A 24,731-nucleotide genomic window follows, 5' to 3' on the forward strand; every position below is an offset into this window, starting at 1 on the left:
ACCTGATCGATATCTGGAAACTTCCACTAATTATGCGATACTATCCTGAATATGATGCCACACATGCCTCCATTTGGAACAATATTCAGAATAGCTCTTACCCCATCGGTACATGCTGAAGAAGAGACGAAGGTGACGAACTGATGGCCAGAGAAATAACGGTTGTACACGCGTTAGAAAGGGTGCGGAACTTCCGAACCGATACTCGGCTGATTCAGATTGGCGATACCCTCTGGGTTCCCAGCCGAGAGCGGAATGACGAACCAGTGCCTACGAATTCAGCTGCCAAAATCACGGACGTACGCGTGTTAGTTTGACCGAGTACCGGCGATTCTCAGCGATCAATGACGTGCGCTGTGACTCGCTATCCGATATTACCGGACTATTTTGAACACACGACAGAGACAACACACAGGAACCAATCCACACTGTGCCATCGTCGTGTCCGCGATAGGTTTGATTTATCAGGCCATCTGTGTTCTCTGAACACGAAACCCGTCGGAGTCTCGCTTCGCATTGGGCTCGTAAAGTGCCGTTGTTTTCATCGGTTCGATTGCCGGTACCGTAGCGGTGTGAAGCGTGGTTTCCGTTACTACCGGAAGAAACACATGAAATCTGTGGTACTGAGAAAGATATATTGTAATTTTGTTGTATATCAAGAAATCGTAAGCTGAAATAATCTACGCACCTGCTGTTATTCGTGGTATCGGGACGGTAGGTCAGTAGCGATAGGCTGCTCGCAATTGATATTCCGGTAATCCCGGAAATGTGCGTGCCAAAGTAACACACCTGATTCAACAACAGAGACACGGTCTAGACAGACCGAAGCTGGGAGATTCCGTTGCCGCCCAGTGTTATCGAGTGGGAGAACTATCCCATCAGCTCTGCAGTCATGCCATCCGGTACACCTCGTCCATCCACTGGTCCTCCGAGTCGACGAGAATTGGGTCCATCACCTCCCCCCACTCTGCCTGTGCCTCGCTGTTAGCCATAACCTCCTTGATTTTCTCCGGCTCTTCGACCTCCATGAATCCGAACACGTGACCGCCTTTTTCGAACACGCTGTACGTCTCAATTCCGGCCCCCGAATCAAGATATGCTGATTCGAGCGCGTCTGGCACGTCTTCGTGTTCCTCACGGTACGCCTCACGCTGGCCCTCTTTGATTTGGAGGTGAAACGCTATTCGCTCCATACACCCAGGTTCGGCAGCCCTGGGTGATAATTCTTCCGCGGGTAAGACTTAGGTTCGTCACCGACGACAGAGCGAGTATGTTCGATACCCATACGCACGCGTGGGGGACGGCGAGCGAGGAGCATCCGTGGGTGAACGGCCCCATACTGGACCTCGTCGATTCGTTCGACGTACACACGGTGTACACGGCCGACCGGCTCCTGGCAGATATGGACCGGAACGGCATCGACGACGCCGTCGTCGTCGGGTACCCGATCTGCGAGTGGACGGACAACTGGTACACCCGACGAGTCGCGGCCGAACACGACCGCCTCCACGGGATCGTGATGCTCGACCCGTTCGCCGACGACGCGGTGACGCATCTGCGTGAGTGTATGCGGACCGACGGCGTTCTCGGGTTCCGGCTCGGTGCCGCCTGCCCGTACGACCAGATGTGGGAGACGTTCGATCCGAGCGTCTCCTGGCTTCGCGATGCTATCGGCGAGACCGAGTTTTGGGAAACAGCCGTCGAACTGGACGCAACAGTCCAGATACTCTGTGATCACAGCCAACTCGATCAGGCGCTCGAACTGGTAGCTGCGTATCCTGAACTGACGTATCTGTTCGATCACTTCTCGCATGCGGATCCGGAGACACCGACGGACAGCGGAACGTTCGAACAGTTTGCCGAGCTCGCCGACTACGAGACGGTCGCGGTGAAGGTGTCCGAGATTCCCCACATGTCAGACTCGGCGTTCCCCTACGCGGACATGCACGATCACGTTCGTTGGTATCTAGACACGTTCGGCCGGGAGCGCGTCATCTGGGGCTCGGATTATCCGAACGTCAGCGACGTGGCGAGCTACGCAGAGGCGCGGAACTGGCTCCGGGAAGTCGATTCGATCTCAAAACAGGACCGCCAGTGGATAACCGACCGGTCGTTCCGGCAGCACGTCGGTATCGAGTAAAACCGACGGCTTACGTTGCCAACAGCTCGATGGGATGCCGCGGCTGGCGTTCCAGTAAGGCGTCAATCTGTTCGAGACAGGAGGTCCCACTGGCGACCACGGGCCGCTCCTGGACGCCGTCGTCCTGCAACTGCGTGCGGAGCCGGTCGCCGACGTCCATGCTCAGCTCGTAGTAGTCCGATTTGTACCCGAAGCTCCCGGCCATGCCGCAACACTCCACGTCGGACGTGACCACGTCGTAGCCACAGTCTTCGAGGACGGCGACGGTGTGGGCTTCGAGCCCGAGCGTCCGCTGCTGGCAGTGGCTGTGGTACGCGATTTCGGCGCCCTCGACAGTCGACAGTGAATCGACGGAGGCCCCATTGTCGAGCAACCCGAAAACGTATTCGAACACTTCGTAGCTGTTCTCCGCGATGTCCGTGAACGCTGCTTCGTCAAGAAGGCGCTCGTACTCGCGCGTGAACATCGCGTGGTCGCTCGGTTCGATGACGACCACGTCGCGGCCGTCTTCGATGTGGGGACTGAGCGTCTCTGTGACCCGTTCTGCGTGGTCGGTCGCCGTCGCGACCATCCCCTGGGACAGCGGCGCGCGGCCGCTGGATGGGGCCGGTGGGACCACCACGTCGACGCCCAGCGATTCGAGCACCTTCACGGCGGCTTTGCCGCGGTCGACCTGTACGTGGTTCGTGTACAGATCCGGATAGAGCACCGCCCGGCGCTCGGGGTCGTCCACCCGTGAGTCGCGGGCAGCGGCCCAGTCGATGAGCGTCTCCCGCTCGAACGTCGGAAGGTCTCGCCGTGGGTCGATACCCAGGATTCGGTCCATCGACCTCCGAGCGAGTGTCGTCTCAGCCAGCCAGTTCGACACCGGTGCGGTGGCGCTGCCGAGCTTTGCGACGGTCTCGAAGTTGCCGAAGAAGCGCTTTTGCAGTGGCGCACCGTCGTCCTCTTCGTCGGGCGTGAGTCCGTCGACGAGCCACTCTCCGGGAGCGTCCTTGTCGCGGTTGATCCGGTCCCGGACGACGGTGTTGATCCATGGGATATCGATGCCGACCGGGCAGGCGTTCACGCAGCGGGTACACCCGGTACAGAGGTCGTTGAACTCCTCGGCCACGTCCAGCCCCTCGATGCCGGCTTCCCATCCGGTCGCGATGCCACCCGAATACGTCTCCCCGCCGAACGCGTGGCCACCCACGCTCTGGAAGTTCGCACAGGAGTTCGAACAGGCAGAACACCGAATGCAGTACAGCGTCTCCCGGAGGTGCTCGTCGTCCCGCATCTCTAGCCGGCCGTTGTCGATCAACACGAGGTGGAAATCGCGGTCGGCGTCGAACGCAGACAGCGGCGTTTCGTCGTCAGTGAAATCGACGACCGGGGTGTCGACCGGCGGGGTCAGCAGCGAGACGTACGACGTGATGTCCTGGCCGGTGCCCGAGCGACCGATGAGTTCGATGAACGGGTGGAGGTCCCCGACCGTCGGGATGACCTTCTCGACGCCGGCGACGGCGACGTGCGTGTCCGTCGCTGCCACCGTCTTGCGGGCGTTGCCCTCACTGGTGACCAGCGCCATCGTCCCGGTATCGGCCGTAACGAAGTTCGCACCGGTGATGCCGACTTCCGCGTCGATGATCTGCTCGCCCAGTTTCTCGCGGGCGAAGCGGGTCAGTTCCTCGGCCGTCTCCAGCGGCTCGTCGGGGTCGAACCGTTCGTTGAACAGGTCCGCGATGCTTTCGCGGGACTTGTGAATCGCCGGGGCGACGATGTGGGATGGGGCTTCGTCGGCGACCTGCAACACCCACTCGCCCAGGTCCGTCTCGACCACGTCCACGCCGTCCGCTTCGAGTGCCTCGTTGACCTCGATTTCCTCACTGGTCATCGACTTGCTCTTGACGACCCGGTCAGCCGCTCGCTCGTCGACCACGTCACGGATATATTCGTTCGCGTCAGCGGCGTCGTCGGCAATGTACACGGTCCCCCCGTTGGCTTCGACGGTGTCCGTTAGTTGGTCGAGGAGATCTGGAAGATCCGCGATGGCGTCCTCCTTGATACTGCGGGCCGCTTGCTTGAGATCCTCGTAGTCCGCTAAATCCGCGACAGAGTCGTAGCGCCCCGTATTGAACCCCTGCGTGTTCTCCGCGACTGCCGCGCCCTCGGTCCGCATCAGCTCGCGGAGTTCGTCGGCGGTCGCCATCGTCACGCTCCCCCCTCGACGACGATAACGTGGACCTCTCTGGGTCCGTGTGCGCCCTTGACGAGCGCGCCCATATCGGCTGTCGCGCTCGGTCCTGTAGCGATAATCGCACTCCCTCCAGTTTCGTTAAACCGCTCGTCCAGTTCTGCCACTGCCGCGTCCATATCGGGCTGGATGTCTTCTTCGTGAAGGACGGCGACATGGCGCTCGACGAACAGGCTCACGAGCTCGCTGGCCTCTTCGGTCATCGAGAGGACGAGTGAGCCGTAGTCGCCGACACCGAGTTCGGCGCCGGTTACGCCGGTAGTCGCTTCGCGAAGCGCGACCGGTGTCGGGTCGACCGTCACCGGCGTCTCTGTGAGCGAAAACGCCTCGTCCCCGACCGTCTCGCCGAGCGCGGTTCCGACTGCAGGCTCCGTAATCGCCTGGGTAACAGCGGCTTCGAGTTCAGACTCGGTAGTGCTGGAAACTGTCACACCTAACGCCTCGAGAGCGCCTTCGAACGACGTGCGTTTGCTTGCCATCTGTACTCGAACCGAAAACCCACACCGTCATTTAATTTTGGTCTGTGTTGGAGTCGGATACGACGACGACGCCGGGACGTACGAGTACAATCCACTGTTGCTGGGGCATCGACTCGCCGCTGGTTCAAAATTCCGGTACATTTATCATATAGGACTGCGCTTTCGATAATAGTGGATCATGGTTGACCGTAACTCAGCGAGCGGACTGGACAGGCGACAGTATCTGACCGGCCTCGGAACCGCACTGGCCGCAGGGCTTGCAGGGTGTAGCGGTGGTGACGGCGGTGACGGCGACGGCAGCAGCGACGGCGGAACCGGTAGTGATGGGGGCTCCGGTACACAGGACCTCGACTTCTGGCTGTTCGGTGGTATCCCGGCCGAACGGGAGTACATCAGTGGTCACTACGACAACTACGGCGAGCACAACGTGAGCTACCAGCACCAGGAGTGGGGGCAAAAATACCAGATCATCGCCTCCGCCGCGGCTAACAATAATCTACCGGACGTGATGGCCGGACAGTGTCAGCAGATCCCCGACTACGTCGGCGCACAGGCGATTCAGCCCCTCGACCAGGAGGGGTTCCAGGACCAACTCGAAGAGATAAACAGCCACTTCATCCAGGCCAACATCGATACGGTCGTCTACGAAGGACTGGGCGACACCGAGGGAGAACGCCAGTGGGGGCTTCCCGGCGGCTACGCCGACCTCGGGCCGTTTATCGATATCCGAACGGACTATCTCGAACAGACGAGCTTCGACCGGCCGCCGCGGAACTGGCCCGAACTGATACAGCTCGGCGAGGAGATGCAGGAAATCGACGATGTCTCTGCCGCAATCACCGCCCCCGGAACCGATTTCGGGCTGACGACGGGCTACTTCATCGGGTTCGTCTACGCGAACGGCGGTCGCTACTTCGACCCCGAGTCGATGGAGGCGACGGTCGATCAGCCAGGCTTCGTTGACGCGGTGAAGCTGTACCAGGACATCGCCGAGGCCGGCCTGTTTCCGGACTCGATGGCGGAGAACAACCACATCGACGCCGGTCGACTCCTCCGGGAAGGCGAGTCGGGAATCTTCATCACGTACTCGCACGCGAACGCGGTGTACCAGACGACCGGAGCCCCACAGGAGTGGCTCGACGGCGAGGGCCACACTGTCACCCGCGCCCCGCTCCCGGAGAACCCGTCGGGCGACTTCCAGCCACAGGACCTCCTGTTGCAGAACGCACAAGGGTTCATGCTTGGTAACGGCACCGAGAGCGACGCCGAGCGACAGGCCGCCTTCGACTACACGAGCTGGTGGAACCAGCCCGAGCAACTGGCTCCCTGGACGTACACCGCGGAGTCAGACGTGGGTATCCGCGGCCGTGTGCCGACGCTCAAGAGCGCCTTTGAGGAGCCGAGCGACCTGTTCATGAGCCAGTTCGGCGACCTCGTCACGCTGTACGAGAACGACGACCTGTTCACGCGGACCTCGCGGTTCCCCTCGTTCTCCGGCATCGCGTCCATCCAGAGCATCATCAACACGCAGGTCATCCAGCCGGTCGTCCTCGGGAACGCGACCGCCGAGGAAGCCTGTAGTAACGCCAACTCCGAGGTGCAGGAAGTCGTCGACGAACAGATCGCCTGAAAGAGAGTGCCCGATCCTACTACATTCGGAGGAAACGCCTCGCATCTATGAGTTACGTGGACCAAGCCCAGTCGTCGTACCGCAGCGCGACCAGATACATCCCCGAGAGTCTGCGGGTGTATCTCCCCATCCTGCCCGTGATGGCGCTGGTGGGACTGTTCATTCTCTACCCAATCGCACAGGCCATCTATTCGAGCTTCTTCACCAAGAGTCTCCTCGCGCCCAGCGAAGCCGAGTTCGTGGGGCTTGCGAACTACGTCGAAATCTGGACGGACCCGGACATCCACCAGGTGCTCTGGAACACGTTCGTCTGGGTGACCGTCGGCAGCCTGGCCGCTATCGTCCTCGGGTTCCTGATGGGGTGGCTCCTCGACGAGAAGCTCCCCTACACCAGCGTCGCCAGCGCCATCGTTCTGATTCCGTGGGTGCTCCCGCGGGTCGTCGGGGCGTCCATCTGGCAGTTCATGTTCGGCGGGTCACAGGGGATCGTCAACGAGCTCCTCGTGCAAATGGGAGTCATCGACGAATACATCGTCATGCTCGGGGCAAACGAGTACTCGCTGTGGCCGCCGATAATCGGGATGATCTGGCGGCTCGCACCGCTGTTTGCGCTGCTGACGCTCACCTCGTTGCAGGGGATCGACGAACACCTCTACGAGGCCGCACGCATGGACGGGGCGACGCCGTGGGAGCAGTTCCGATACATCACCATCCCGATGATGAAGTACAACCTCGCCATCGGCTTCCTCCTGATGCTCATCTACAACGTCAGGAACTTCTCGATGGTCTGGGTGATGACCAAGGGCGGCCCCGGCGTCTCGAGCAGCACGTTGCCGGTGATGATATACCGCGCGGCGTTCATCGACTTCGAGGTCGGATTCGCCTCAGCCCTGTCGGTGTTGCTGTTCGTTGTCTTGCTTGTGTTCTCGTACTACTACATCAAGTTCTACGACAAAGTCCGAGGTGAAATGTAATGGCGACAGACAACACAGATCCGACGGCGGAGTACCGAAAGAACCAGTCCTGGCTCTACGACTCGAAAGCGGGCGGCTACGTCAGGAAGACTGCCATCGGCCTGCTGACGCTCGTCATCGGCGTGTTCGTCCTGTTCCCGCTGTACTGGATGGTCGTCACGGCGTTCAAGACGACGTCAGAGATTCAGCAGATCCCGCCGACAGTGTTTCCGGTGAACCCGTCACTTGAGGGGTTCCGGCTCGTTATCGAGTCGTCGATTCAGGCCGGCGGCTACGCAGGGCTGGTGAACGACCTGTTCGGGATCACCGTCACCTCAGCCATCGACATCAATCTGCTCGGGCTTATCGTCAACAGCCTGAAAGTCGCCGTCGGTGCGGGGCTCATCGCTGTCGTCCTCGGTACCGGGGCGTCGTACGTGCTCTCGCGGCGCGAGTTCCGGGGCAAGAACCTGCTGATGTCGCTCCTGCTCGCCTCGCTGATGTTCCCCGGGACCGCCATCATGGTCCCCGAGTGGGAACTCATCTCGACGCTCGGCCTGTTCAACACGCACCTCGCGCTCATCCTCATCTACGGCGCGATGACCGCGCCGTTCGTCGTCTGGCTGATGAAGGGGTTTTTCGACGACTTCCCGGACTCGATCATCGAGGCCTCGCAAGTCGACCAGTGTACCCCCTTCGAGACGTTCTGGTACGTGCTGGTCCCGATGGCGCGGAACTCGCTCATCGCGTCGTTCATCTTCGCGTTCCTGCTGGCGTGGAACGAACTGGTGTTCGCGCTCACGCTGCTTGACAACTCGAAGTTCACCGTCCCCCCCGGCCTGCTCACGTTCGTCCAGGGGTTCAACACCCAGTGGAACGTCGTCGCCGCGGCGTCGATTATCGTCTCGATACCGGTGTTGGCCGGCCTTGCCTACATCCAGCGGTACTTCGTGCAGGGGCTCACCGGCGGCGCAATCAAGGGATAACCCGCCTTCGCTTTTTCCAGGGCGCTACCTTTATCATGGGTTAGCTGGTATCTGTTCCCAATGACACACCTCGAACTTGATAGTGTCAAAAAGGTGTTCGGAGATCCGGAGAAAGACGGGGTCGTCGCGGTCAACGATCTGGATATCGACGTGCCAGACGGCGACTTCCTCGTCCTGCTCGGCCCCAGCGGGTGTGGGAAGACGACAACGCTTCGGATGATCGGCGGGCTGGAAGACCCGACAGAAGGCGAAGTCCGGTTCGACGGGACCGTAGTCAACGACGTCAAGGCGCGGAACCGCGACGTAGCGATGGTATTCCAGGACTTCGCGCTGTACCCACACATGACCGTTCGAGAGAACCTCGGGTTCGGCCTCCGCCGGGAGAACAACGACATGACCAACGCGGAGATAAACGACCGCGTGACCGAGGTCGCGGAGATGCTCGAAATAGAAGAGCTGCTGAACAACAAGCCGGCACAGCTCTCGGGCGGCCAGAAGCAGCGTGTCGCACTCGGACGGGCAATCATCCGGGAACCGCGACTGTTCCTCTTCGATGAGCCGCTAGCGAACCTCGACGCGAAACTGCGAAAGACGATGCGGACCGAGATCGACGAACTCCAGTCGGAGGTCGGCATCACGTCGGCGTACGTCACGCACAACCAGGAGGAGGCGATGACCATCGCGGACAAGATCGCGATCCTCAACGACGGAGAGCTCCAGCAGCTCGGGACGCCCGACCAGGTGTTCAACGAGCCCGCGAACCTCTTCGTGGCGCAGTTCGTCGGGAGCCCGGACATGAACCTGTTCCAGGGGGCGCTCAGTGAACGGGGCGACTCGTACCGCATCGAGATGGACGCCACGTCCTTCGACATCCCGAAGCGACTCGTCGATACCGAAATAAACACTGAGGAGGTCCTCGTCGGCTTCCGCCCACAGGACCTCTATCAGGCACGGACCCGAGCGACAGACGGCCCCGAGTTCGACACCCGGGTTCGCGTGGTCGAACCGGTCGGGACTGAAGCAATCGTCCACGGCACGTCGGCTCTCGGCGACGTGACGGCGAAGGTCGGCCGCTTCCACGACCTCGAACCGGAAGATCAGATGGAACTGACCATCGCACCGGAACACGTCTACCTATTCGACCCGACCACGGAAGCGTTGCTGAAAGGGCGTCTCGTCACCGAGAGAGCAGACGGCGAGGCGTCGGCCGATAGCGTCGAAGCGTAACGAGCGGATCCAGCGATATCAATACTCCCAATCATGAAAGCAATCGTTCAAACCGGCCCGCGGGAAGTCGAGACACAAAACAGAGAGAAACCGACACTAGAAAGCGACGAAGTGCTCGTCAAAGTCCACACGGCGGGTCTGTGCGGAAGCGACGCCCACGCCTACAAATACGACGGCGGGTACGAGTGGATCCCGATTCCACGCATAATGGGCCACGAGTACTCCGGCGAAGTCGTCGAAGTCGGGGATAGCGTCGAGGGGTTCACGGCGGGCGATAAAGTCATTGAGGAACCGATACACGACTGTGGCAACTGTTTTCAGTGCAAGAACGGCCAGCCCAACGTCTGCCAGAACTTCTCCATTACGGGGATGCACCGCGACGGCGCGTACGCGGAGTACGTCACGGTCGCGCCGGAACACCTCCACGCGGTCCCCGAGGACGTTCCATTACGGCAGGCAGCCGTCACGGAGCCGATAAGTATCGCCACGCGGGCGGTGCTCGAACAGTCGGTGACGACGCCCGGCGACAACGTACTGGTCGAAGGCCCCGGCCCAATCGGGGTGCTAGTCGCCGCTGTCGCCGATTCCCTCGGCGCGAACGTCCTCGTCTCCGGACTCGACCAGGACGCGGTGTATCGGCTCCCACTCGTTGAGGACCTGGGAATCGCAACAGTAAACGCCCAGTCCGAGAATCTCGAAGCCCAGGCCGAAGCTCGCACGGACGGGATCGGGTTCGATGTCGTGTTCGACTCGACCGGACACCACACCGGTATCGGCACGGCGGTCGACCACGTCCGGAAGGGCGGACAGGTCGTCATGGTCGGTATCCCGAACGACACGAGCGAAGTCGCGTTCACGTCGACCGTTCGCGGCGAGGTCGATGTCAACACCTCCTATGGCTCGACATGGACGAACTTCGAACAGGCGCTTCGGCTGATGGAGCGGGGCGAAATCGCCGTCGACGAAATATTGGATACGTCTTACAACATGGACGACCCGACGGCGGCATTCGAGGCGTTCCTCGCGTCCGAAACTTGCAAACCGGTCTTCCAGTTCGCCGACTGAGCGCTTCGCCGACGCACGACCGCGGTCGACTACTGGCGAGACTCAGATACGCGCCAGAGACGGCATGAGACGGTGACAGAAAAGGTTTTACTACTTCCGAAACACGTCTACGTACGCGTCTGACCTATGGAAATCACAGACATTTCAGCGACGAAAGTCAGCAACGAGTCGTGGGGGGAGTTCATCGAGTTCCCTCTCGTCACGATCATGTCGAAGTACGACGAGTACCGCAACGTCGACGGCGAGAACCCGCAGGCCCGCCGGAAGTGGATGGGGCCGGTCGGCGACGTAGTCGTCGAAGTAGAGACGGATGCCGGCATCACCGGCGTCGGCGTCGGCAACTGGGGAACCGGCGCCATCGCCACCGTCGTCGAGGAGACGCTCTCCAAGATCGTCATCGGTGAGGACCCGATTCGACGCGAACACCTCTGGGAGCAGATGTACCGCGCGACGCTCCCCTTCGGGCGGAAAGGCGTCGCCGTCATGGCGATCAGCGCCGTCGACCAGGCGCTGTGGGACATCGCTGGCAAGGAGGCCGGGAAGCCCGTCTACGAACTGCTCGGCGGCCCCACGAAAGACGAGATCCCCGCCTACGCGTCGAACCTCCACCCAGTCGACATGGAGAAGCTAGAGCGCGAAGCGCTTCAGTACGCCGAGGCGGGCTTCGACGCGATGAAACTGCGCTTCCTCCACGGACCCGAGGACGGTCGCACGGGAATGGAAAAAAACGAGGAAATCGTCAAGACAGTCCGGGACGCCGTCGGCCACGAGATGGACATCGCGGGCGACGCGTACATGGGCTGGTCAGTCAAGTACGCGAAGAAGATGACCCAGCGCCTGGCGAAATACGACATGGCGTGGGTCGAGGAGCCGGTCATCGCCGACGACATAGACGGCTACGCCGAGGTCCGGGAGGCCGCGCCGATGCCGATTTCCGGCGGTGAACACGAATTCACGCGCTGGGGCCACGAGGACCTGCTCGAACGCGACGCCGTCGACATCCTCCAGCCCGACGTGGGCCGCGTCGGCGGTATCACGGAACTACAGAAGGTCGCAGACATGGCGGAAGTCCACGACGTACCGGTGATCCCACACGCCGGAACGAACCCCACGCTGCACGCCATCGCAGGGCACACGAACATGCCGATGGCGGAGTACTTCCCGACGCCCGAGTGGTTCCAGGAACAGCAGGAAGAGCAGGAGTCGACCTACGCCGACGCCATCTTCGAGAACCCGCCGTCGCCGGAGAACGGCTCGATTCCGCTCCCTGACGAACCCGGCATCAGCACCCAACTGAACCACGACGCGCTCGAACATTTCGCCGTGGAGTAACAATGACCGACATCAAATTCGAATACAACGTTCCCGTGTTCGCCGGCGCGCCCGATGCCGGTGACGACGAGCCCGTGCATCGCGACACGCCGGAGTACGAGGCGCTGGACTGGGAGACGACTCGCCACGGTATCGAGACGGCGGAAGAACTCGGGTTCGACGCCGCCTGGGCACCCGACCACCTGATGCTCGGCAGGGACCGCGCCGAGTACGAGTGCTGGACGCTGCTGTCGGCGATAGCCGGGTTCACGGACGACATCAACATCGGCTCGCTCGTGCTGTGTAACGACTACCGGAACCCGGCGCTGGTCGCCAAGATGGCCGCGACGCTGGATGTCATCTCCGACGGCCGTCTCGAACTCGGTCTCGGGGCCGGCTGGCACGAACCGGAGTACGAGGCCTACGACTGGGAGTACCGCGACGGGTTCGAGCGGCTGATGCGGCTCGACGAATCGATCCGCCTGATAAAGCGGATGTGGGACGACGGCAGCGACGGGGCGAGCTTCGACGGCGACCACTACCAGATCACGGACGCACCGTGTGCGCCCACTCCCGTTCAGGACCCCCATCCGGAGATTCTCGTCGGCGGGCAGGGCGAGCAGGTGACGCTCAAACTCGTCGCCAAACACGCCGACGTGTGGAACACGGACGTGTTCAACGGCGACGTCGAGACGCTCGAACACAAGACCGGCGTCATCGAAGACCACTGTGAGACCGTCAGTCGCGACCCTGACGAGATCGAATACTCCTGGGACGGTCACGTCATCTGTACGCGGGACGAGGAGAAGTTCGACCGGCTCGTCGATCTGATGACGCCGATTCAGTTCGAGGAGGAGTACCAGGATCAGGCACCGATTGAAACCGAAGCGGACGCCCGGGAGTACTTCATTATGGGAACGCCCGAAGAGTGTGCCGAGGCCATCGAACGCCGAATCGACGCCGGCGTCACCAAGTTCCAGTGCTGGTTCATCGACTTCCCCGACACGAGCGGGATGGAGCTGTTCGCCGACGAGGTCATGCCGCAGTTCCAGTAATACTGGACTAGGTTTTCAGATTTTCACAGCTTCGTTCAATCATTCTATACAGCATGGAGGCCCAGTAGCTATATTCCGGCTGTTCCGGGACTCTGTCCGATAATACCGGAAAGGCTTATTTCAGCGCACCCACATCGTACGTCATATGAGCACCACAGTGCCAGTCAAGGCGGCGAAGGTTTCCCTCGAAATCGTCGAAATACTGCGGGAGCGAAACGGCGCTGGCGTGTCCGAGATCGCCCGGGCAGTGGACAAGCCGACCAGTACCGTCCACGACCACCTTCAGACCCTCGAACAAGAGGAGTACCTCGTCAAGGAAGGGACCCAGTATCACGTCAGCACTCGGTTCCTCCAGTTGGGAAACCAGGCGCGGTCGCGCAAAAAAGTGTACGAAATCGCCCGGCCGGAGGTCGACGAGCTGGCGGAAAAGACCGGCGAACACTCGAACCTGATGATAGAGGAACACGGCCTCGGGGTGTTTCTGTACAAGGCCCGCGGCCCTGATGCCGTCCAGCTAGATACCCACGCCGGGATGCGTGTCCCGTTGCAGACGACCGCACTCGGGAAGACAATCATGGCGTTCCGTCCGCGTTCGGAAGTCGAGTCGTATCTCGACAGACACGGCCTGCCGGAGGTAACAGAGCGGACCATCACAGACAGGGAAGAACTGTTCGAGACGCTCGACCAGGTACGGGAACGCGGCTACGCGTACGACGACGAAGAGCGGGTCAAGGGGATGCGGTGTCTTGCAGCGCCGATTACCGATCAGGACGAACGCGCAATCGCCGCGGTCAGCGTCTCCGGGCCGAAGAGCCGAATGCAGGGGGACCGGTTCTCTGACGAGATCCCGGAACAGATCCTCCGCAGTGCGAACGTCATCGAGGTGAACCTCACGTACTCGTGACTGCCAAGCACAACAGTTAGGTACTCGGCCACTGCAGTGTCCGGTGATGCAGTTCGCCCGTTACACCACTGATGGGACTCCGCAGTGGGGAATCCGTCAAGACGACGAGATCGTACCGCTCAACGGCCTCAGAGAAGAGGTCACGTATCAGCAGTTGACCGATCCCGGCTTCCTTCGGGTGGTCGAAGACGCCGTCGACGCGGCTGCGGACCGAGCGATTCCCGTGGAAGACGCCAAACTGCTCGCGCCCGTTCCCCAGCCCGGGAAGATCGTCTGTGTCGGACTGAACTACCACGACCACGCCGAGGAACAGAACGAAGAGGTGCCGGAGCGGCCGCTGTTGTTCGGGAAGGCCGGTACCGCAGTCACGAACCCTGGCGATCCGATTGTCCATCCGGCGACAATCGACGAAGTCGACTACGAGGTCGAACTCGGCGTCGTCATCGGTCGGACTGCGAAAGACGTCTCAGCGGCGGATGCACGCGATTACGTCGCGGGCTACACCGCGATAAACGACGTCAGCGGCAGGGACGCACAGTTCGAGGACGAGCAGTTCTTCCGCGGGAAGAGCTACGACACGTTCGCCCCGATGGGGCCGACGCTAGTGCCCGACAGCGAACTGGACCCGTCGAGTTTGGACGTGGCCTGTCGCGTGAACGGCGAGACCAAGCAGTCCTCGAACACGGACGAATTCATCTTCGACGTGCCCGAAGTCGTCGAGTACATCAGCGGAATCACTACACTTCGTCCCGGCGATGTCATTTCGACAGGGACACCGGGCGGCGTCGGTATCTTCCGTGACCCACCGGAACTGCTCGAACCCGGCGACTCCGTCGACGTAGAAATCGAAGGAATCGGAACCCTCACCAACCCAGTCGATGAGGAGTGATTTGAGCTGTAGCTACGCTCAGTAACTCTAAAAACAGAGGATTTACATTTACAATCCTTCGAGACAAGGACAGATCTTGCCGAAATGCACCTAGCTCTATAAGGCGTTCTAAGCACGAACTGACGGCTCCTACGGCGAGCAATAACTTTCGAATCGAGCAATAACCGGGAAGCAAGAGGCTTTGTGGATTCTCCGAGAAACGCCAGCAACGGACCGATGGACGACCGAACCGGTACAACTCCTGACACGGATATCGTGACGCTGCTTGAGCACGGGCGGAAAGACGACGCTCTGACGGCACTGGAACAGCTCTCCACGGCCGACGCAGCCGACCAACAGGCGTGTTTGCGGTCGCTTAAATCGGCGGCCGACGACCAACCGCAGCTGTTTGACGGTGTACTGTCTCCCATTACTCGTTTTCTTGCGGACAGCGAGCGGCCGACACGGCTCACAGCGGCAAAATTGTTCGTCGCGGTCAGCGAGGGGGCGCCCGACAGCGTGGTTCCGGTTGTCCCGACGCTCGCCGAGCGACTGGCGGATGAATCGGAATTTTACTACGTTCGCGCCCGGTGTGCAGAGGCGCTGGGGTATGTCGCTGTCGACCATCCCGATGCCGTCGCCTCACCGGCGGTCGTAGCGGACCTGCGTATCGGCCTCGAATTCGATGAACCCGAAGTAAGAGAGAAGTTGGCGAAAGCGTTGGCCCACGTCGCCCTGGGAGATCCTGCCCGACTCCGATACCAGGTCGACTCACTTGCGGACCATCTTCAGGCTGATAGCGAACTGGTCCGCTATCATCTGAGTACCGCAATCGTGGTTACCGGCTGTGCATGTCCCGAACGGCTTACCGACGCCAGGGAGGCACTCGTCTCACGCCTCGAAGACGAAAACCGATACGTCCGTGGTCGGGCGGCCGAAGCACTGGGTCTGCTTGCCGGCGCTGATGCCGGGGAACCGTTCCCGAGAGCCCAGCTCGAAGAACTCACTGCAGACGACGAGTTCGTCGCAGAGCGAGCGCAGTTCGCGCTGACCCAGTATCACGGGACGGAGCCTGATGATGGTCCCACAGGTATAGCCGGGAAGGATGCGATCCGTACGCAGACAACCGATATTGTCGAGGAAATCCGGACTCCGGAAGACGATGGCGGGTGCCCACACTGCGGGCTTTCGCTCCCCAAATCTGGACCACCGCTGTGCCCGGGCTGTGGCACACCACTGTGAACAGGCAGCGTCGAGAACTGGCGCATTTATTTCTACGATGGACCGGAACTCTCTGTTATACCTCCATCGGTGGTAGGACATGTCTGCATATGGCGTATATATACTTAACTTCGGCCCATATGGTTAGGTATTCGTGTTTAAGCAGTCATTTCGAACAATAGCGGGTGGTTTTGGATACAGATAGAAATCATCAAGTCCAGCGCTGATGTCCCCAGATAACCACCTGGCCCGTTTGGCCCACTGGTTCTGCTCTGAAGAACGGAATGAAATTTACAGCAATAGCACTGCCCAGACAGTGCTTTACGTCCCGGTAGCGAAGGACGAGCAAAGTATCCTGCCACTACGTTGAGAGGGGACTTTCCGAAATAAACGCTACCTCCTGTTGTGAACACATGAGAGCTAAGTGACGATATTATTGGTGTACAATCGACGAACCTGAGGTCTATAGGCATGGGACATCTTTCTCGTCGGTGTGTATCCTCGTAGTCACTGTGGAATAACTAATCAGGATCAACAGATATCACATCAGTACCATAACAATTGGATGGGAAATTTCCCGTCATATTCAAATTGTCCTGAACAGAGTTGAAGGGTTGAACGGTACATTCGCCCCAGTGCCCGCTCGCACCAGCCGAACGGTCGTCGCTGAACAGATTGTCTAACAGTAGTACGTCCGTTATTCCGGATAGTCCTCAGTTCGATGTGAGGTTGACCTGGATGGATTTCGTCGTGCTGAGGACTTGCCCGGTGATATCTTCCCTGAGGTATCGGCCGTTTAGGCGTTCAACAGGGCCAGCGATCCCAAGAGCAGCGATCCGGTTGCCACCGACATCAGGGAGCGGGGCGGCAACACCGATGATCCCTTCATACTGTTCTCCCCTGCAGAACGCTATACCGTCGTCGCGGATTCGGCGCAGTTCCTCGGTGAGTTCGTCCGGATCCACGATGGTTGCGTCGGTCGGTGCAACGAGATCCGTTTCATCGAGAATCGATTCGACGCGATCACTCGGGAGCGACGCCAGCAATGCCTTTCCCATGGCGTTGACGTGAAGTGGCAACCGTTCGCCCGCGTGGAACGGGACTGACCAGCCGTCCGCGGGTTCGGAGATCGACACCGGGACACCGGCCGTTTCTTCGAGGACGAACAGCGTCGTTGTTTCCCCTGTTGCCGCCGCGAGATTGTCCAGTTGCTGTTTCGCGGCTTGATAGAAACTGAGTCCGTCACGCGTTCGCTCACCGAGAGCCAGCGGGCGGAGCGACGCCTCATACTTCTCTGCGCGCTTGACCACGTATCCGGCCGCACGCAACGTCGAGAGATGGTTGTGGGCGACGCTCTTGGAAACCCCGACGGTATCGGCAAGCTCTGTGACGCCGACGGGCCCAGTGGCGTCGACAAGCGCTTCGAGGATAGCCACGGATGTCTGGGTTGCTTCGACCGCATACTGTGGTTCGTCAGTCATTGAGTACCATTTCAACCCACGCTGTGAAAAGCCTGTTCACTAGAGCAGAACAATTTCAATCATGTGAGCTAGTAACGCAGGCGATTCTACATTATTTATTAGGCCTAATTAGATTGCTACGATGCCAAAGTGCCGAAATTTATGCGTTCTTCTCTACAGAACGGATATATCCAGATCGCAGCTACTTCACCAAGATGTAGAAAACACCCGCTTCAAGCCGGCCAGGCCACTTCAGGTGTGTCAGAGTCGTGGACGATTCGGCGAAGCACCCAGCGACCGATATCCTCGCTGGGCCGACTCGAGGGGGACACGAAATCCGCAGTCACGAGGCCCTCTGTCGACGAAGCGGCGAGCGTGTCGGCGAACTGCTCGGCGAAGTACAGCCCGACGAGCACGCCATCCGGTTCGCCTGCAAGCACCGCGTCAAGCGTGGCCTGAGGGTCGTCGAACCGTCGATCGCTCCCATACCGATACCGTGGTCAAGCGCCACGACGACCGCGTTTGCGGACGGGGTATCGAGGAGATCGTGCTCGCTCACTCGGAGTTCCCTGGAATGACTACTTTCTTCAGTCCTTCAGCGTTGCCCATCCGTTCAAACGCTGTCGGGAGGTCGTCGAGCCCGATACGTTCAGTGATGAGCGTCTCGGCGTCGATGCGTTCGTGTCTGAGCAGTGTTATCGCTCGCTCGAAGTCCTCGGTCGTCAGGGAGAACGAGCCGCGGTAGTCGACCTCGTCGAAGAAGACATCGAACGGGCTGACTTCCATTGTCGCCTCCTGGTCGGGAACGCCGAAGATGAGCGTCGAGCCGCCAGGTGCGGTCACAGCGTTGGCTTGCTTGATTGTCGGGACGAGCCCGATAGCCTCAGCGCCGACATCGACCGGTCCGCCGGCCGCCTCGGGGATCGCTTCCTCGGGATTTTCCTCGTTGGGATCGATGACGGTATCTGCGCCGAGGTCGGCAGCCAGTTCTCGCCGTTCGTCATCGAGTTCGGAAACCACGATTGGGGCAGCGCCCGCGTTGCGGAACGCCTGCAGGAGCAGCAAGCCAATCGGGCCAGCGCCGATAATACCGACACTGTCTCCCGGTTTGATGTCAGCCTGCTCGACGCCGTGGACACAGCAGGCGAGCGGTTCGGCGAGCGCGGCTCGTTCGAAGGACATCTCGCCGATGTCCTCGACGTTGATAGCCGGAACGCGGACGTACTCGGCGAAAGCACCGTCAAGGATGGTGTCACCGGCACCGCCGATACTCGTGTTGTTCTCACAGAGGTGCGTCTCCCCCTTCTTGCAGTACGAACAGGCGTTACAGGGGACGGTGGGGTTGATTGCGACACGGTCTCCGACCGCAAAGCGATCAACGTCGGCACCGACTTCGGCGACGGTCCCGGCACCTTCGTGGCCCAGGACCAGCGGTGTTTCGGCGGCGAAGGTGCCGTGATACATGTGATAGTCGGTCATGCAGACGCTACAGGCACCTACCTGAACGAGAACCTCGTCATCCGCAGGGTCCGGTCGGTCGCGGTCTTCCACAGTAATTTCGCCGACATCGGTCAACGTGCTGGCGCGCATCAGTCGTCCTCCGATGGTCGGGTCGCGGTCGTCACTACAGCGGTACCTCGGTCGTGAGTTGGTGTGGATCGGGTCATGAGTGGTCTGGGCCGTAGCCCGTTGTCACTGGTCCAGCTAAGCTGGACGCACAGCGGACTCAGCCTCATCCGTACTATCGTAGTTTTCGGACCGCGTATTAAAATCTTGCCACGGTCTCCCGTAATCCGGAGACAGGTGAATCCATATTTCGAGGCGTCTCCGCGCCGTATACTTCCAGTACTCGCGCAATGAGACGGGTATTGTACCTTACAGATGATTACCTTTATTATGCATCGGTAATTCGATAGTGACGAGGCAAACTGGCATGACCAACTCCAACAGGCGGAAGTTTCTGAAAGCGACAGGTGTCGGACTACTCGGCGGTCTCGCTGGCTGTACACGAGGCGGCGATGGCTCAGACGGAAGCGGGAGTGACGGCTCGAGTGATGGTAGCGGTGGTACCGATGGCGGAACCAGCACCGACGGAAACAACGGTGAACTCGCGATTCCGCTCAGCGAGTACGAGGACGCCGATATCGACTGGCGACAGTTCGAGGGGACCTCGATCAACATCGGAGCCGTCCAGCACCCCTGGGTTTCAGCCATCAAGCCGGCGGTTCCGGTCTTCGAGGAACTGACCGGAATCGACGTTGTCTGGAACGTCCTGCCCGAACAGCAGTTCCGGACCAAGCGCCAGACGGACGTCAGTACCGGCGCCGGGCAGTTCGACGTCTTCTACATGGACCAGGTCGTCAACCAGTTCCGTGAAGAAGGCTGGATCCAGCCGCTCGACCCGTTCTTTGACGACGACAGCCTCTTCGACGAGGAATGGTACGAGCCCGACGATCTCTTCGAGGCGTCGCGGTGGCAGGCCCACGGTGGTGGCTACAGCGACACGTGGACCGGGATGCCGATTACAGTCGAAGTCCAGGCGCAGTTCTACCGCAAAGACCTCTACGAGAAACACGACCTGGAGGTCGCGGAGACGCTCGAAGAATTCCGCCAGAACGCCAAGACCATCCACGAGAACGAGTCAGATGTCGTCGGCACCGTCGGCCGTGGCGACAAGGGCTACGGGATGAACATCTACATCCTGAACACGTTCCTTCGCGAGTTCGGCTCCTCGCTCTGGACCGAGTTCCCGACAGACTCCGGGCTGGATTCCGACGGCGTCATCGACGCCGCGGAGTGGTACGTCGGCCTGCTCCAGGACTACGGTCCCGAGGGCGCGTCGACCCAGACCTGGTCGGACGTGCTCTCAACGATGCAGGAGGGCCGGGCCGGACACATCGTCTCCGACGCGAACCTGTTCTGGCCCGGCCTGACCGGCCCCGATTCCTCAGTCGCCGACAACATCGGTATCGCGAAGGTTCCCAGCCCGGCCGATGGCCAGTTCTCGCCCAACGCGTTCAACTGGCAGATCTCCACGTCCAAGAACGCACAGAACTCCGAGCAGGCGTTCCTGTTCATGGTGTGGGCGTCCTCACAGCCGACCAACACCTGGATGCACGTCGAGGGCGACGCCGCGTTCTCCGTCCGACAGTCCGTCTGGGAGAACGACGAGTTCCGCTCGCGCGTGGGCGAGAACTTCGCGCAGGTCACGCTCGAATCCCTGCAGGAAGCCGCGCCGGACCCCTTCGACCGGAAGTACCCGCAGTGGGGCCAGCGCTACTCCGAGGAACTGCAGCGCGCAATCGCCGGGCAGAAGTCCGCTGAGGAAGCGATGACTCAGGCGGCGTCCATCGCGGAAGACATCTACAGCAATTAAGTCAGAGCCACACCTGCGCCACAATAAATCCCACAAATGAGTACACCAACGCAAACGGAAACGACACCCCAATCGACCTTCGCCAGGCTCCGGGACCTGTGGAACGACTACCTCCCGTACTGGTTCATGGCACCGATGGTGGCGGTGATGGTGATGATCACCTTCTTCCCCGGTGCCTACGACCTGTATCTCAGCCTGATCGCGGAGCCGACACTCGACGTGTTCGCAGCCGACTTCGTCGGGCTGCGCAACTTCGAGTCGGCCTTTACCCGCGGCGGCGCGATCCACTCGTTCGTCATCACGATTACCGTCGTCGCCAGCGCACTGCTCCTCGAAACTGTCCTCGGGTTCGTCCTGGCCGCGCTCGTGGCCGGCGTTGGCTCCGACCGGGCGAAGTCGTTCTACCGGGTGTTGTTCATCATTCCGATGGCCGTCGCCCCCGTCTCGCTCGCGACCATCGGCCGGATCATGCTGAACAGCGAAATCGGCATCATTCCGTACGTCATAAACACCGGAACGCCGTTCGCAGCGCCAAATTTCCTCTCTGAGGTCCCGCTGCTGACGGTGATCCTTCTTGACGCGTGGAACTGGACGCCGTTCATGTTCATCATCTTCTACGCCGGCCTCTCGTCGGTGCCGAAGACGCTTATCGAAGCGTCGCGCGTCGACGGTGCGCCGATGTGGCGGCGCTACGTCCACGTCATCATCCCTTATATGAAGCCGGTCGTGTTCGTTGCGACGCTCATCCGGTTGATCGACCTGTTCCGGACGTTCGGCGTGGTGTACGGACTCACGGGCGGCGGTCCAGGGACGGCGACCCAGCTCGTGAGCATCAACATCTACGAACAGATGTTCATCAACAACCAGATCACCGTGGCCGCAGCAATCGCCATCGTCTACCTCGTCCTCGTCGTTGCACTGTGTAACGTCATCATTGCGAAGGTCGGCTTCGAGGGGGTGTGGGACTGATGGCGACAACGGATAGCGACTCCGCGACCGCCTCACAGCGACTCGACAAGGATACGCGGGAGAAACTCATCACGGTGGTTCGACACACCATTCTCCTGACGTGGTCGTTCATCGTGCTGTTCCCACTGTACTGGCTCGCTTCGATGTCGCTGAAGCCACCCGGAACGGCGAACTCGCTGCCGCCGGACTGGATCTTCCTGCCGACGGTGTACAACTACATCCAACTGATCCAGGACTCCGGGTTCGTCGCGGCCTTCGCCAACAGCCTGATTATGGTGTCGGCGTCGGTCGTCCTCGTGCTGCTCATCGGCGTGCCCGCCGCGTACGTGCTCTCGCGGTACGACATCCCGATGGAGCGGGACGTGCTCGTGTGGATTCTCTCCTCACGGATGCTCCCGCCGATCGCCGTCGTGCTCCCATTCTTCATCATCTTCCGGGAGCTCAACCTGTTCGACACGCGAATCGGGATGGTGCTGATGTACGTCAGCATCAACCTCTCGCTCGTCGTCTGGGTGATGAAAGCGTTCTTCGACGGCATTCCCGAGACGCTGGAAGAGGCGGCCCGGGTCGATGGCGCGACCCAGTTCCAAGGCTTCAGGAAGGTCGTCCTCCCGGCGGCCAAGCCCGGCATCTTCTCGGTCGCCATCATCAGCTTCATCTTCGCCTGGATCGAGTTGTTGTTCGGGCTCGTGCTGACGAGCTTCGAGGCCGTACCGGTGACGCTGTTCGTCTACTCGTTCATCGGCTCCCGCTCCATCGAATGGGGCATGCTCGCGGCCGCCTCGACAGCGATGATCGTCCCGGTGGTCATCTTCCTCATCGCGGTCAACAAGTATCTCGCGGCCGGGCTCAGCTTCGGTGTGGTGATCAAAGAATGACGACGCTGTCCGCACCACGACAGGTATCGCTCGCAAACGACGCCCCTGCGGCGGCGGTAGCTTCAACTAGCCGCACATCGGAGGCAAAATAATGGCAAAGATCACAATCGACGACGTTACGAAGCGATTCGGTGAAGGAGATGAGTCAATCGTCGCCGTCGACGACGTCTCGCTGGACATCCGCGATGGCGAGTTCATCGTCTTCGTCGGTCCGTCCGGGAGCGGGAAGTCGACACTCATGCGCATCGTCGCGGGGCTGGAAACGCAAACGGAAGGCGACATTCACATCGGCGACGAACTGGTCAATCAGCTCGGCCCGCGCGCCCGGGATATTGCGATGGTATTCCAGAACTACGCGCTGTACCCCAACATGACCGTCGAGGAGAACATGTCCTTCGGGCTGAAGATGTCGACGGACATGTCCGCCGACGAGATCGAGGAAGCCGTCACGTCCGCCGCCGAGATGATGGACATCGACATGCTGTTGGACGACAAGCCCGGCGAACTCTCCGGCGGGCAACAACAGCGTGTCGCGCTCGGTCGCGCTATCGTCCGTGATCCGAACGTCTTCCTGATGGACGAGCCGCTGTCGAATTTGGACGCGAAGCTCCGGGCGGAGATGCGGACCGAGATCAACCGACTCCAGAACGACCTCGACGTGACGACGCTGTACGTCACCCACGACCAGACGGAGGCGATGACGATGGGCGACCGGCTCGTCGTCCTCAACTACGGGGAACTCCAGCAGGTCGGCACGCCGCTGGAGTGTTTCTACCGCCCGGCCAACCAGTTCGTGGCCGGCTTCCTCGGCTCACCGTCGATGAACTTCTTCGAGGGCACCGTCGAGGGCGGAACCCTCCGCGCGGACGGCTTCGACTTCGACCTGACCGAGCGGATGCAGTCCGCTGTTGGGAGTCGAAACGAACTCGTCCTCGGTATTCGGCCGGAGGATATGACGCTTCACGACCGGGCGAACTCGGGCCACGAGTTCGAGGCCGTCGTCGACGTCGTCGAACCGATGGGGAGCATCTCCTACGTCTATCTCCAGGCCCGGTCACAGAGCCACGAGCAGACGTTCATCGTCGAGACGGACGGCCAGCGCCCGATCAGCGAGGGCCAACACGTCTACGTGGAGATCCCGGACCGGGACGTGCACCTGTTCGACCGCGCCAGCGGCGAGACGATCCACCAGCGCCAGCTCGGTGACGACGCGGAGATGGCGCTCGAAGAGCAGATGAAACCCGCCGAGTGACGGCGATACCCGTCGTCGCCTCACTCGCCGCAACCGACAGTTATCGATACACGACACATGACAGCTCAAGATATTCCACACTACGAGACGCGTAACGCTATCTGCGAGTACGGCCGGAGCCTGCTCGACGACGACCTGACAACCGGGACTGGCGGGAACCTCAGCGCCCGGCTCGACGAGAACCACATCGCGATCAGCCCGTCGGGAATCCCCTATGGAGAGATCGAACCGGAAGACGTTCCGATCGTACACACGGACGGCACTGTCGTCGAGGGCGACGTCGACCCGTCGACGGAGCTGCCGATGCATCTGGCCGTCTACCGCGAGCGACCGGCGGTCGGCGGCGTCGTCCACACCCACTCGCCGTACGCGACGACGTTCGCCTCGCTGGGCGAGCCGATACCGGCCTCGCACTACCTCCTCTCGTTTACCGGGACGGAGGTCCCCGTCGCCGAATACCGGACACACGCGACCGAAGAACTCGGCGAAGCGGCCGTCGACGCGCTGGGCGAGTCGTTCAACGCCACGCTGTTGCGCAACCACGGCGTGCTGACCGCCGACGAGTCGCTGGACGACGCCTACACGGTCGCGCTGATGGTCGAGTACTGCGCCCGCATCCACCATCAGGCCCGGGCCATCGGCGAGCCGGAGATCCTCCCGGACGAGGAGATCGACCGGCTGGCCGATAAGCTCGACAGCTACGGACAGTGACCACTCGTGC

22 protein-coding genes are annotated in these 24,731 nt (G+C 60.8%); 16 read left to right on the top strand and 6 right to left on the bottom strand.

The features are described from left to right. Nucleotides 1-890: 890 nt before the first annotated feature. Nucleotides 891-1,193 (bottom strand): L-rhamnose mutarotase, encoded by a 303-nt coding sequence (locus tag ACOZ4H_RS18280; protein WP_424330695.1) that lies wholly within the window; start codon nt 1,191-1,193, stop codon nt 891-893. 77 nt (nt 1,194-1,270) lie between these two features. Here ACOZ4H_RS18280 and rhcC point away from each other — a divergent pair, with 77 nt between their 5' ends. Next, nucleotides 1,271-2,140: an L-rhamnono-1,4-lactonase gene (gene rhcC, locus ACOZ4H_RS18285; RefSeq protein WP_424330696.1), complete on the top strand. Its 870-nt coding sequence runs from the start codon at nt 1,271-1,273 to the stop codon at nt 2,138-2,140. A gap of 10 nt (nt 2,141-2,150) precedes the next feature. Here rhcC and ACOZ4H_RS18290 read toward each other — a convergent pair whose 3' ends face one another. Both ACOZ4H_RS18290 and ACOZ4H_RS18295 read right to left on the bottom strand, forming a co-directional pair. Then, nucleotides 2,151-4,331, bottom strand: a complete 2,181-nt coding sequence (locus ACOZ4H_RS18290) for an LUD domain-containing protein (RefSeq protein ID WP_424330697.1) — start codon at nt 4,329-4,331, stop codon at nt 2,151-2,153. A 2-nt stretch (nt 4,332-4,333) separates the two neighbouring features. Then, entirely contained in the window at nt 4,334-4,855 is a 522-nt protein-coding gene (locus tag ACOZ4H_RS18295; protein ID WP_424330698.1) for an LUD domain-containing protein, read from the bottom strand. A 178-nt stretch (nt 4,856-5,033) separates the two neighbouring features. Here ACOZ4H_RS18295 and ACOZ4H_RS18300 point away from each other — a divergent pair, with 178 nt between their 5' ends. The 10 genes from ACOZ4H_RS18300 (at nt 5,034) to ACOZ4H_RS18345 (ending at nt 16,096) form a co-directional block, all read left to right on the top strand. Further along, complete coding sequence (locus tag ACOZ4H_RS18300; RefSeq protein WP_424330699.1) at nt 5,034-6,485, top strand: ABC transporter substrate-binding protein; 1,452 nt, start codon at nt 5,034-5,036, stop codon at nt 6,483-6,485. Between the two features lie 47 nt (nt 6,486-6,532). Beyond that, nucleotides 6,533-7,459, top strand: a complete 927-nt coding sequence (locus ACOZ4H_RS18305; RefSeq protein WP_424330700.1) for a carbohydrate ABC transporter permease — start codon at nt 6,533-6,535, stop codon at nt 7,457-7,459. Next, nucleotides 7,459-8,424, top strand: coding sequence for a carbohydrate ABC transporter permease (locus tag ACOZ4H_RS18310; RefSeq protein WP_424330701.1), 966 nt, complete (start codon nt 7,459-7,461; stop codon nt 8,422-8,424). The genes ACOZ4H_RS18305 and ACOZ4H_RS18310 overlap by 1 nt, the downstream gene beginning before the upstream one ends. A 60-nt stretch (nt 8,425-8,484) precedes the next feature. Beyond that, nucleotides 8,485-9,651 (top strand): ABC transporter ATP-binding protein, encoded by a 1,167-nt coding sequence (locus ACOZ4H_RS18315; RefSeq protein WP_424330702.1) that lies wholly within the window; start codon nt 8,485-8,487, stop codon nt 9,649-9,651. A 33-nt stretch (nt 9,652-9,684) separates the two neighbouring features. Next, entirely contained in the window at nt 9,685-10,716 is a 1,032-nt protein-coding gene (gene rhcE / locus ACOZ4H_RS18320) for a 2-keto-3-deoxy-L-rhamnonate dehydrogenase (RefSeq protein ID WP_424330703.1), read from the top strand. Between the two features lie 126 nt (nt 10,717-10,842). After that, nucleotides 10,843-12,048 (top strand): L-rhamnonate dehydratase, encoded by a 1,206-nt coding sequence (gene rhcD / locus ACOZ4H_RS18325; RefSeq protein WP_424330704.1) that lies wholly within the window; start codon nt 10,843-10,845, stop codon nt 12,046-12,048. Nucleotides 12,049-12,050: 2 nt separating this feature from the next. Continuing rightward, the gene (locus tag ACOZ4H_RS18330) at nt 12,051-13,082 is read left to right on the top strand and encodes an LLM class flavin-dependent oxidoreductase (RefSeq protein WP_424330705.1); all 1,032 of its coding nucleotides are present in this window, start codon (nt 12,051-12,053) and stop codon (nt 13,080-13,082) included. A 145-nt stretch (nt 13,083-13,227) separates the two neighbouring features. Beyond that, the gene (locus ACOZ4H_RS18335) at nt 13,228-13,986 is read left to right on the top strand and encodes an IclR family transcriptional regulator (RefSeq protein WP_424330706.1); all 759 of its coding nucleotides are present in this window, start codon (nt 13,228-13,230) and stop codon (nt 13,984-13,986) included. A 46-nt stretch (nt 13,987-14,032) separates the two neighbouring features. Beyond that, nucleotides 14,033-14,875 carry a 2,4-diketo-3-deoxy-L-rhamnonate hydrolase gene (gene rhcF, locus ACOZ4H_RS18340; protein ID WP_424330707.1) on the top strand — a complete coding sequence of 281 codons (843 nt, stop codon included), beginning with the start codon at nt 14,033-14,035 and terminating at the stop codon, nt 14,873-14,875. A 216-nt stretch (nt 14,876-15,091) separates the two neighbouring features. Continuing rightward, nucleotides 15,092-16,096 carry a HEAT repeat domain-containing protein gene (locus ACOZ4H_RS18345; RefSeq protein WP_424330708.1) on the top strand — a complete coding sequence of 335 codons (1,005 nt, stop codon included), beginning with the start codon at nt 15,092-15,094 and terminating at the stop codon, nt 16,094-16,096. Nucleotides 16,097-16,788: 692 nt separating this feature from the next. Here ACOZ4H_RS18345 and ACOZ4H_RS18350 read toward each other — a convergent pair. The 3 genes from ACOZ4H_RS18350 to ACOZ4H_RS18360 form a co-directional block, all read right to left on the bottom strand. After that, nucleotides 16,789-17,556, bottom strand: a complete 768-nt coding sequence (locus tag ACOZ4H_RS18350) for an IclR family transcriptional regulator (RefSeq protein WP_424330709.1) — start codon at nt 17,554-17,556, stop codon at nt 16,789-16,791. A gap of 212 nt (nt 17,557-17,768) precedes the next feature. After that, nucleotides 17,769-17,975: a hypothetical protein gene (locus ACOZ4H_RS18355; protein ID WP_424330710.1), complete on the bottom strand. Its 207-nt coding sequence runs from the start codon at nt 17,973-17,975 to the stop codon at nt 17,769-17,771. A 115-nt stretch (nt 17,976-18,090) separates the two neighbouring features. After that, nucleotides 18,091-19,125 (bottom strand): galactitol-1-phosphate 5-dehydrogenase, encoded by a 1,035-nt coding sequence (locus tag ACOZ4H_RS18360; protein ID WP_424330711.1) that lies wholly within the window; start codon nt 19,123-19,125, stop codon nt 18,091-18,093. A 343-nt stretch (nt 19,126-19,468) separates the two neighbouring features. Here ACOZ4H_RS18360 and ACOZ4H_RS18365 point away from each other — a divergent pair, with 343 nt between their 5' ends. The 5 genes from ACOZ4H_RS18365 (at nt 19,469) to ACOZ4H_RS18385 (ending at nt 24,721) form a co-directional block, all read left to right on the top strand. After that, nucleotides 19,469-20,911: an ABC transporter substrate-binding protein gene (locus ACOZ4H_RS18365; protein ID WP_424330712.1), complete on the top strand. Its 1,443-nt coding sequence runs from the start codon at nt 19,469-19,471 to the stop codon at nt 20,909-20,911. Between the two features lie 36 nt (nt 20,912-20,947). Beyond that, the gene (locus ACOZ4H_RS18370; RefSeq protein ID WP_424330713.1) at nt 20,948-21,880 is read left to right on the top strand and encodes a carbohydrate ABC transporter permease; all 933 of its coding nucleotides are present in this window, start codon (nt 20,948-20,950) and stop codon (nt 21,878-21,880) included. Continuing rightward, nucleotides 21,880-22,758, top strand: a complete 879-nt coding sequence (locus tag ACOZ4H_RS18375; RefSeq protein WP_424330714.1) for a carbohydrate ABC transporter permease — start codon at nt 21,880-21,882, stop codon at nt 22,756-22,758. The genes ACOZ4H_RS18370 and ACOZ4H_RS18375 overlap by 1 nt, the downstream gene beginning before the upstream one ends. 91 nt (nt 22,759-22,849) lie before the next feature. After that, a complete protein-coding gene (locus tag ACOZ4H_RS18380) occupies nt 22,850-24,010 on the top strand; it encodes an ABC transporter ATP-binding protein (protein WP_424330715.1) in 1,161 nt (386 codons plus the stop codon). Nucleotides 24,011-24,067: 57 nt separating this feature from the next. Beyond that, complete coding sequence (locus ACOZ4H_RS18385; RefSeq protein WP_129756242.1) at nt 24,068-24,721, top strand: class II aldolase/adducin family protein; 654 nt, start codon at nt 24,068-24,070, stop codon at nt 24,719-24,721. Nucleotides 24,722-24,731: the final 10 nt, after the last annotated feature.

This window comes from Haloarcula amylolytica (assembly GCF_049705545.1).
In the GTDB taxonomy this organism is placed as follows: domain Archaea; phylum Halobacteriota; class Halobacteria; order Halobacteriales; family Haloarculaceae; genus Haloarcula; species Haloarcula amylolytica_B.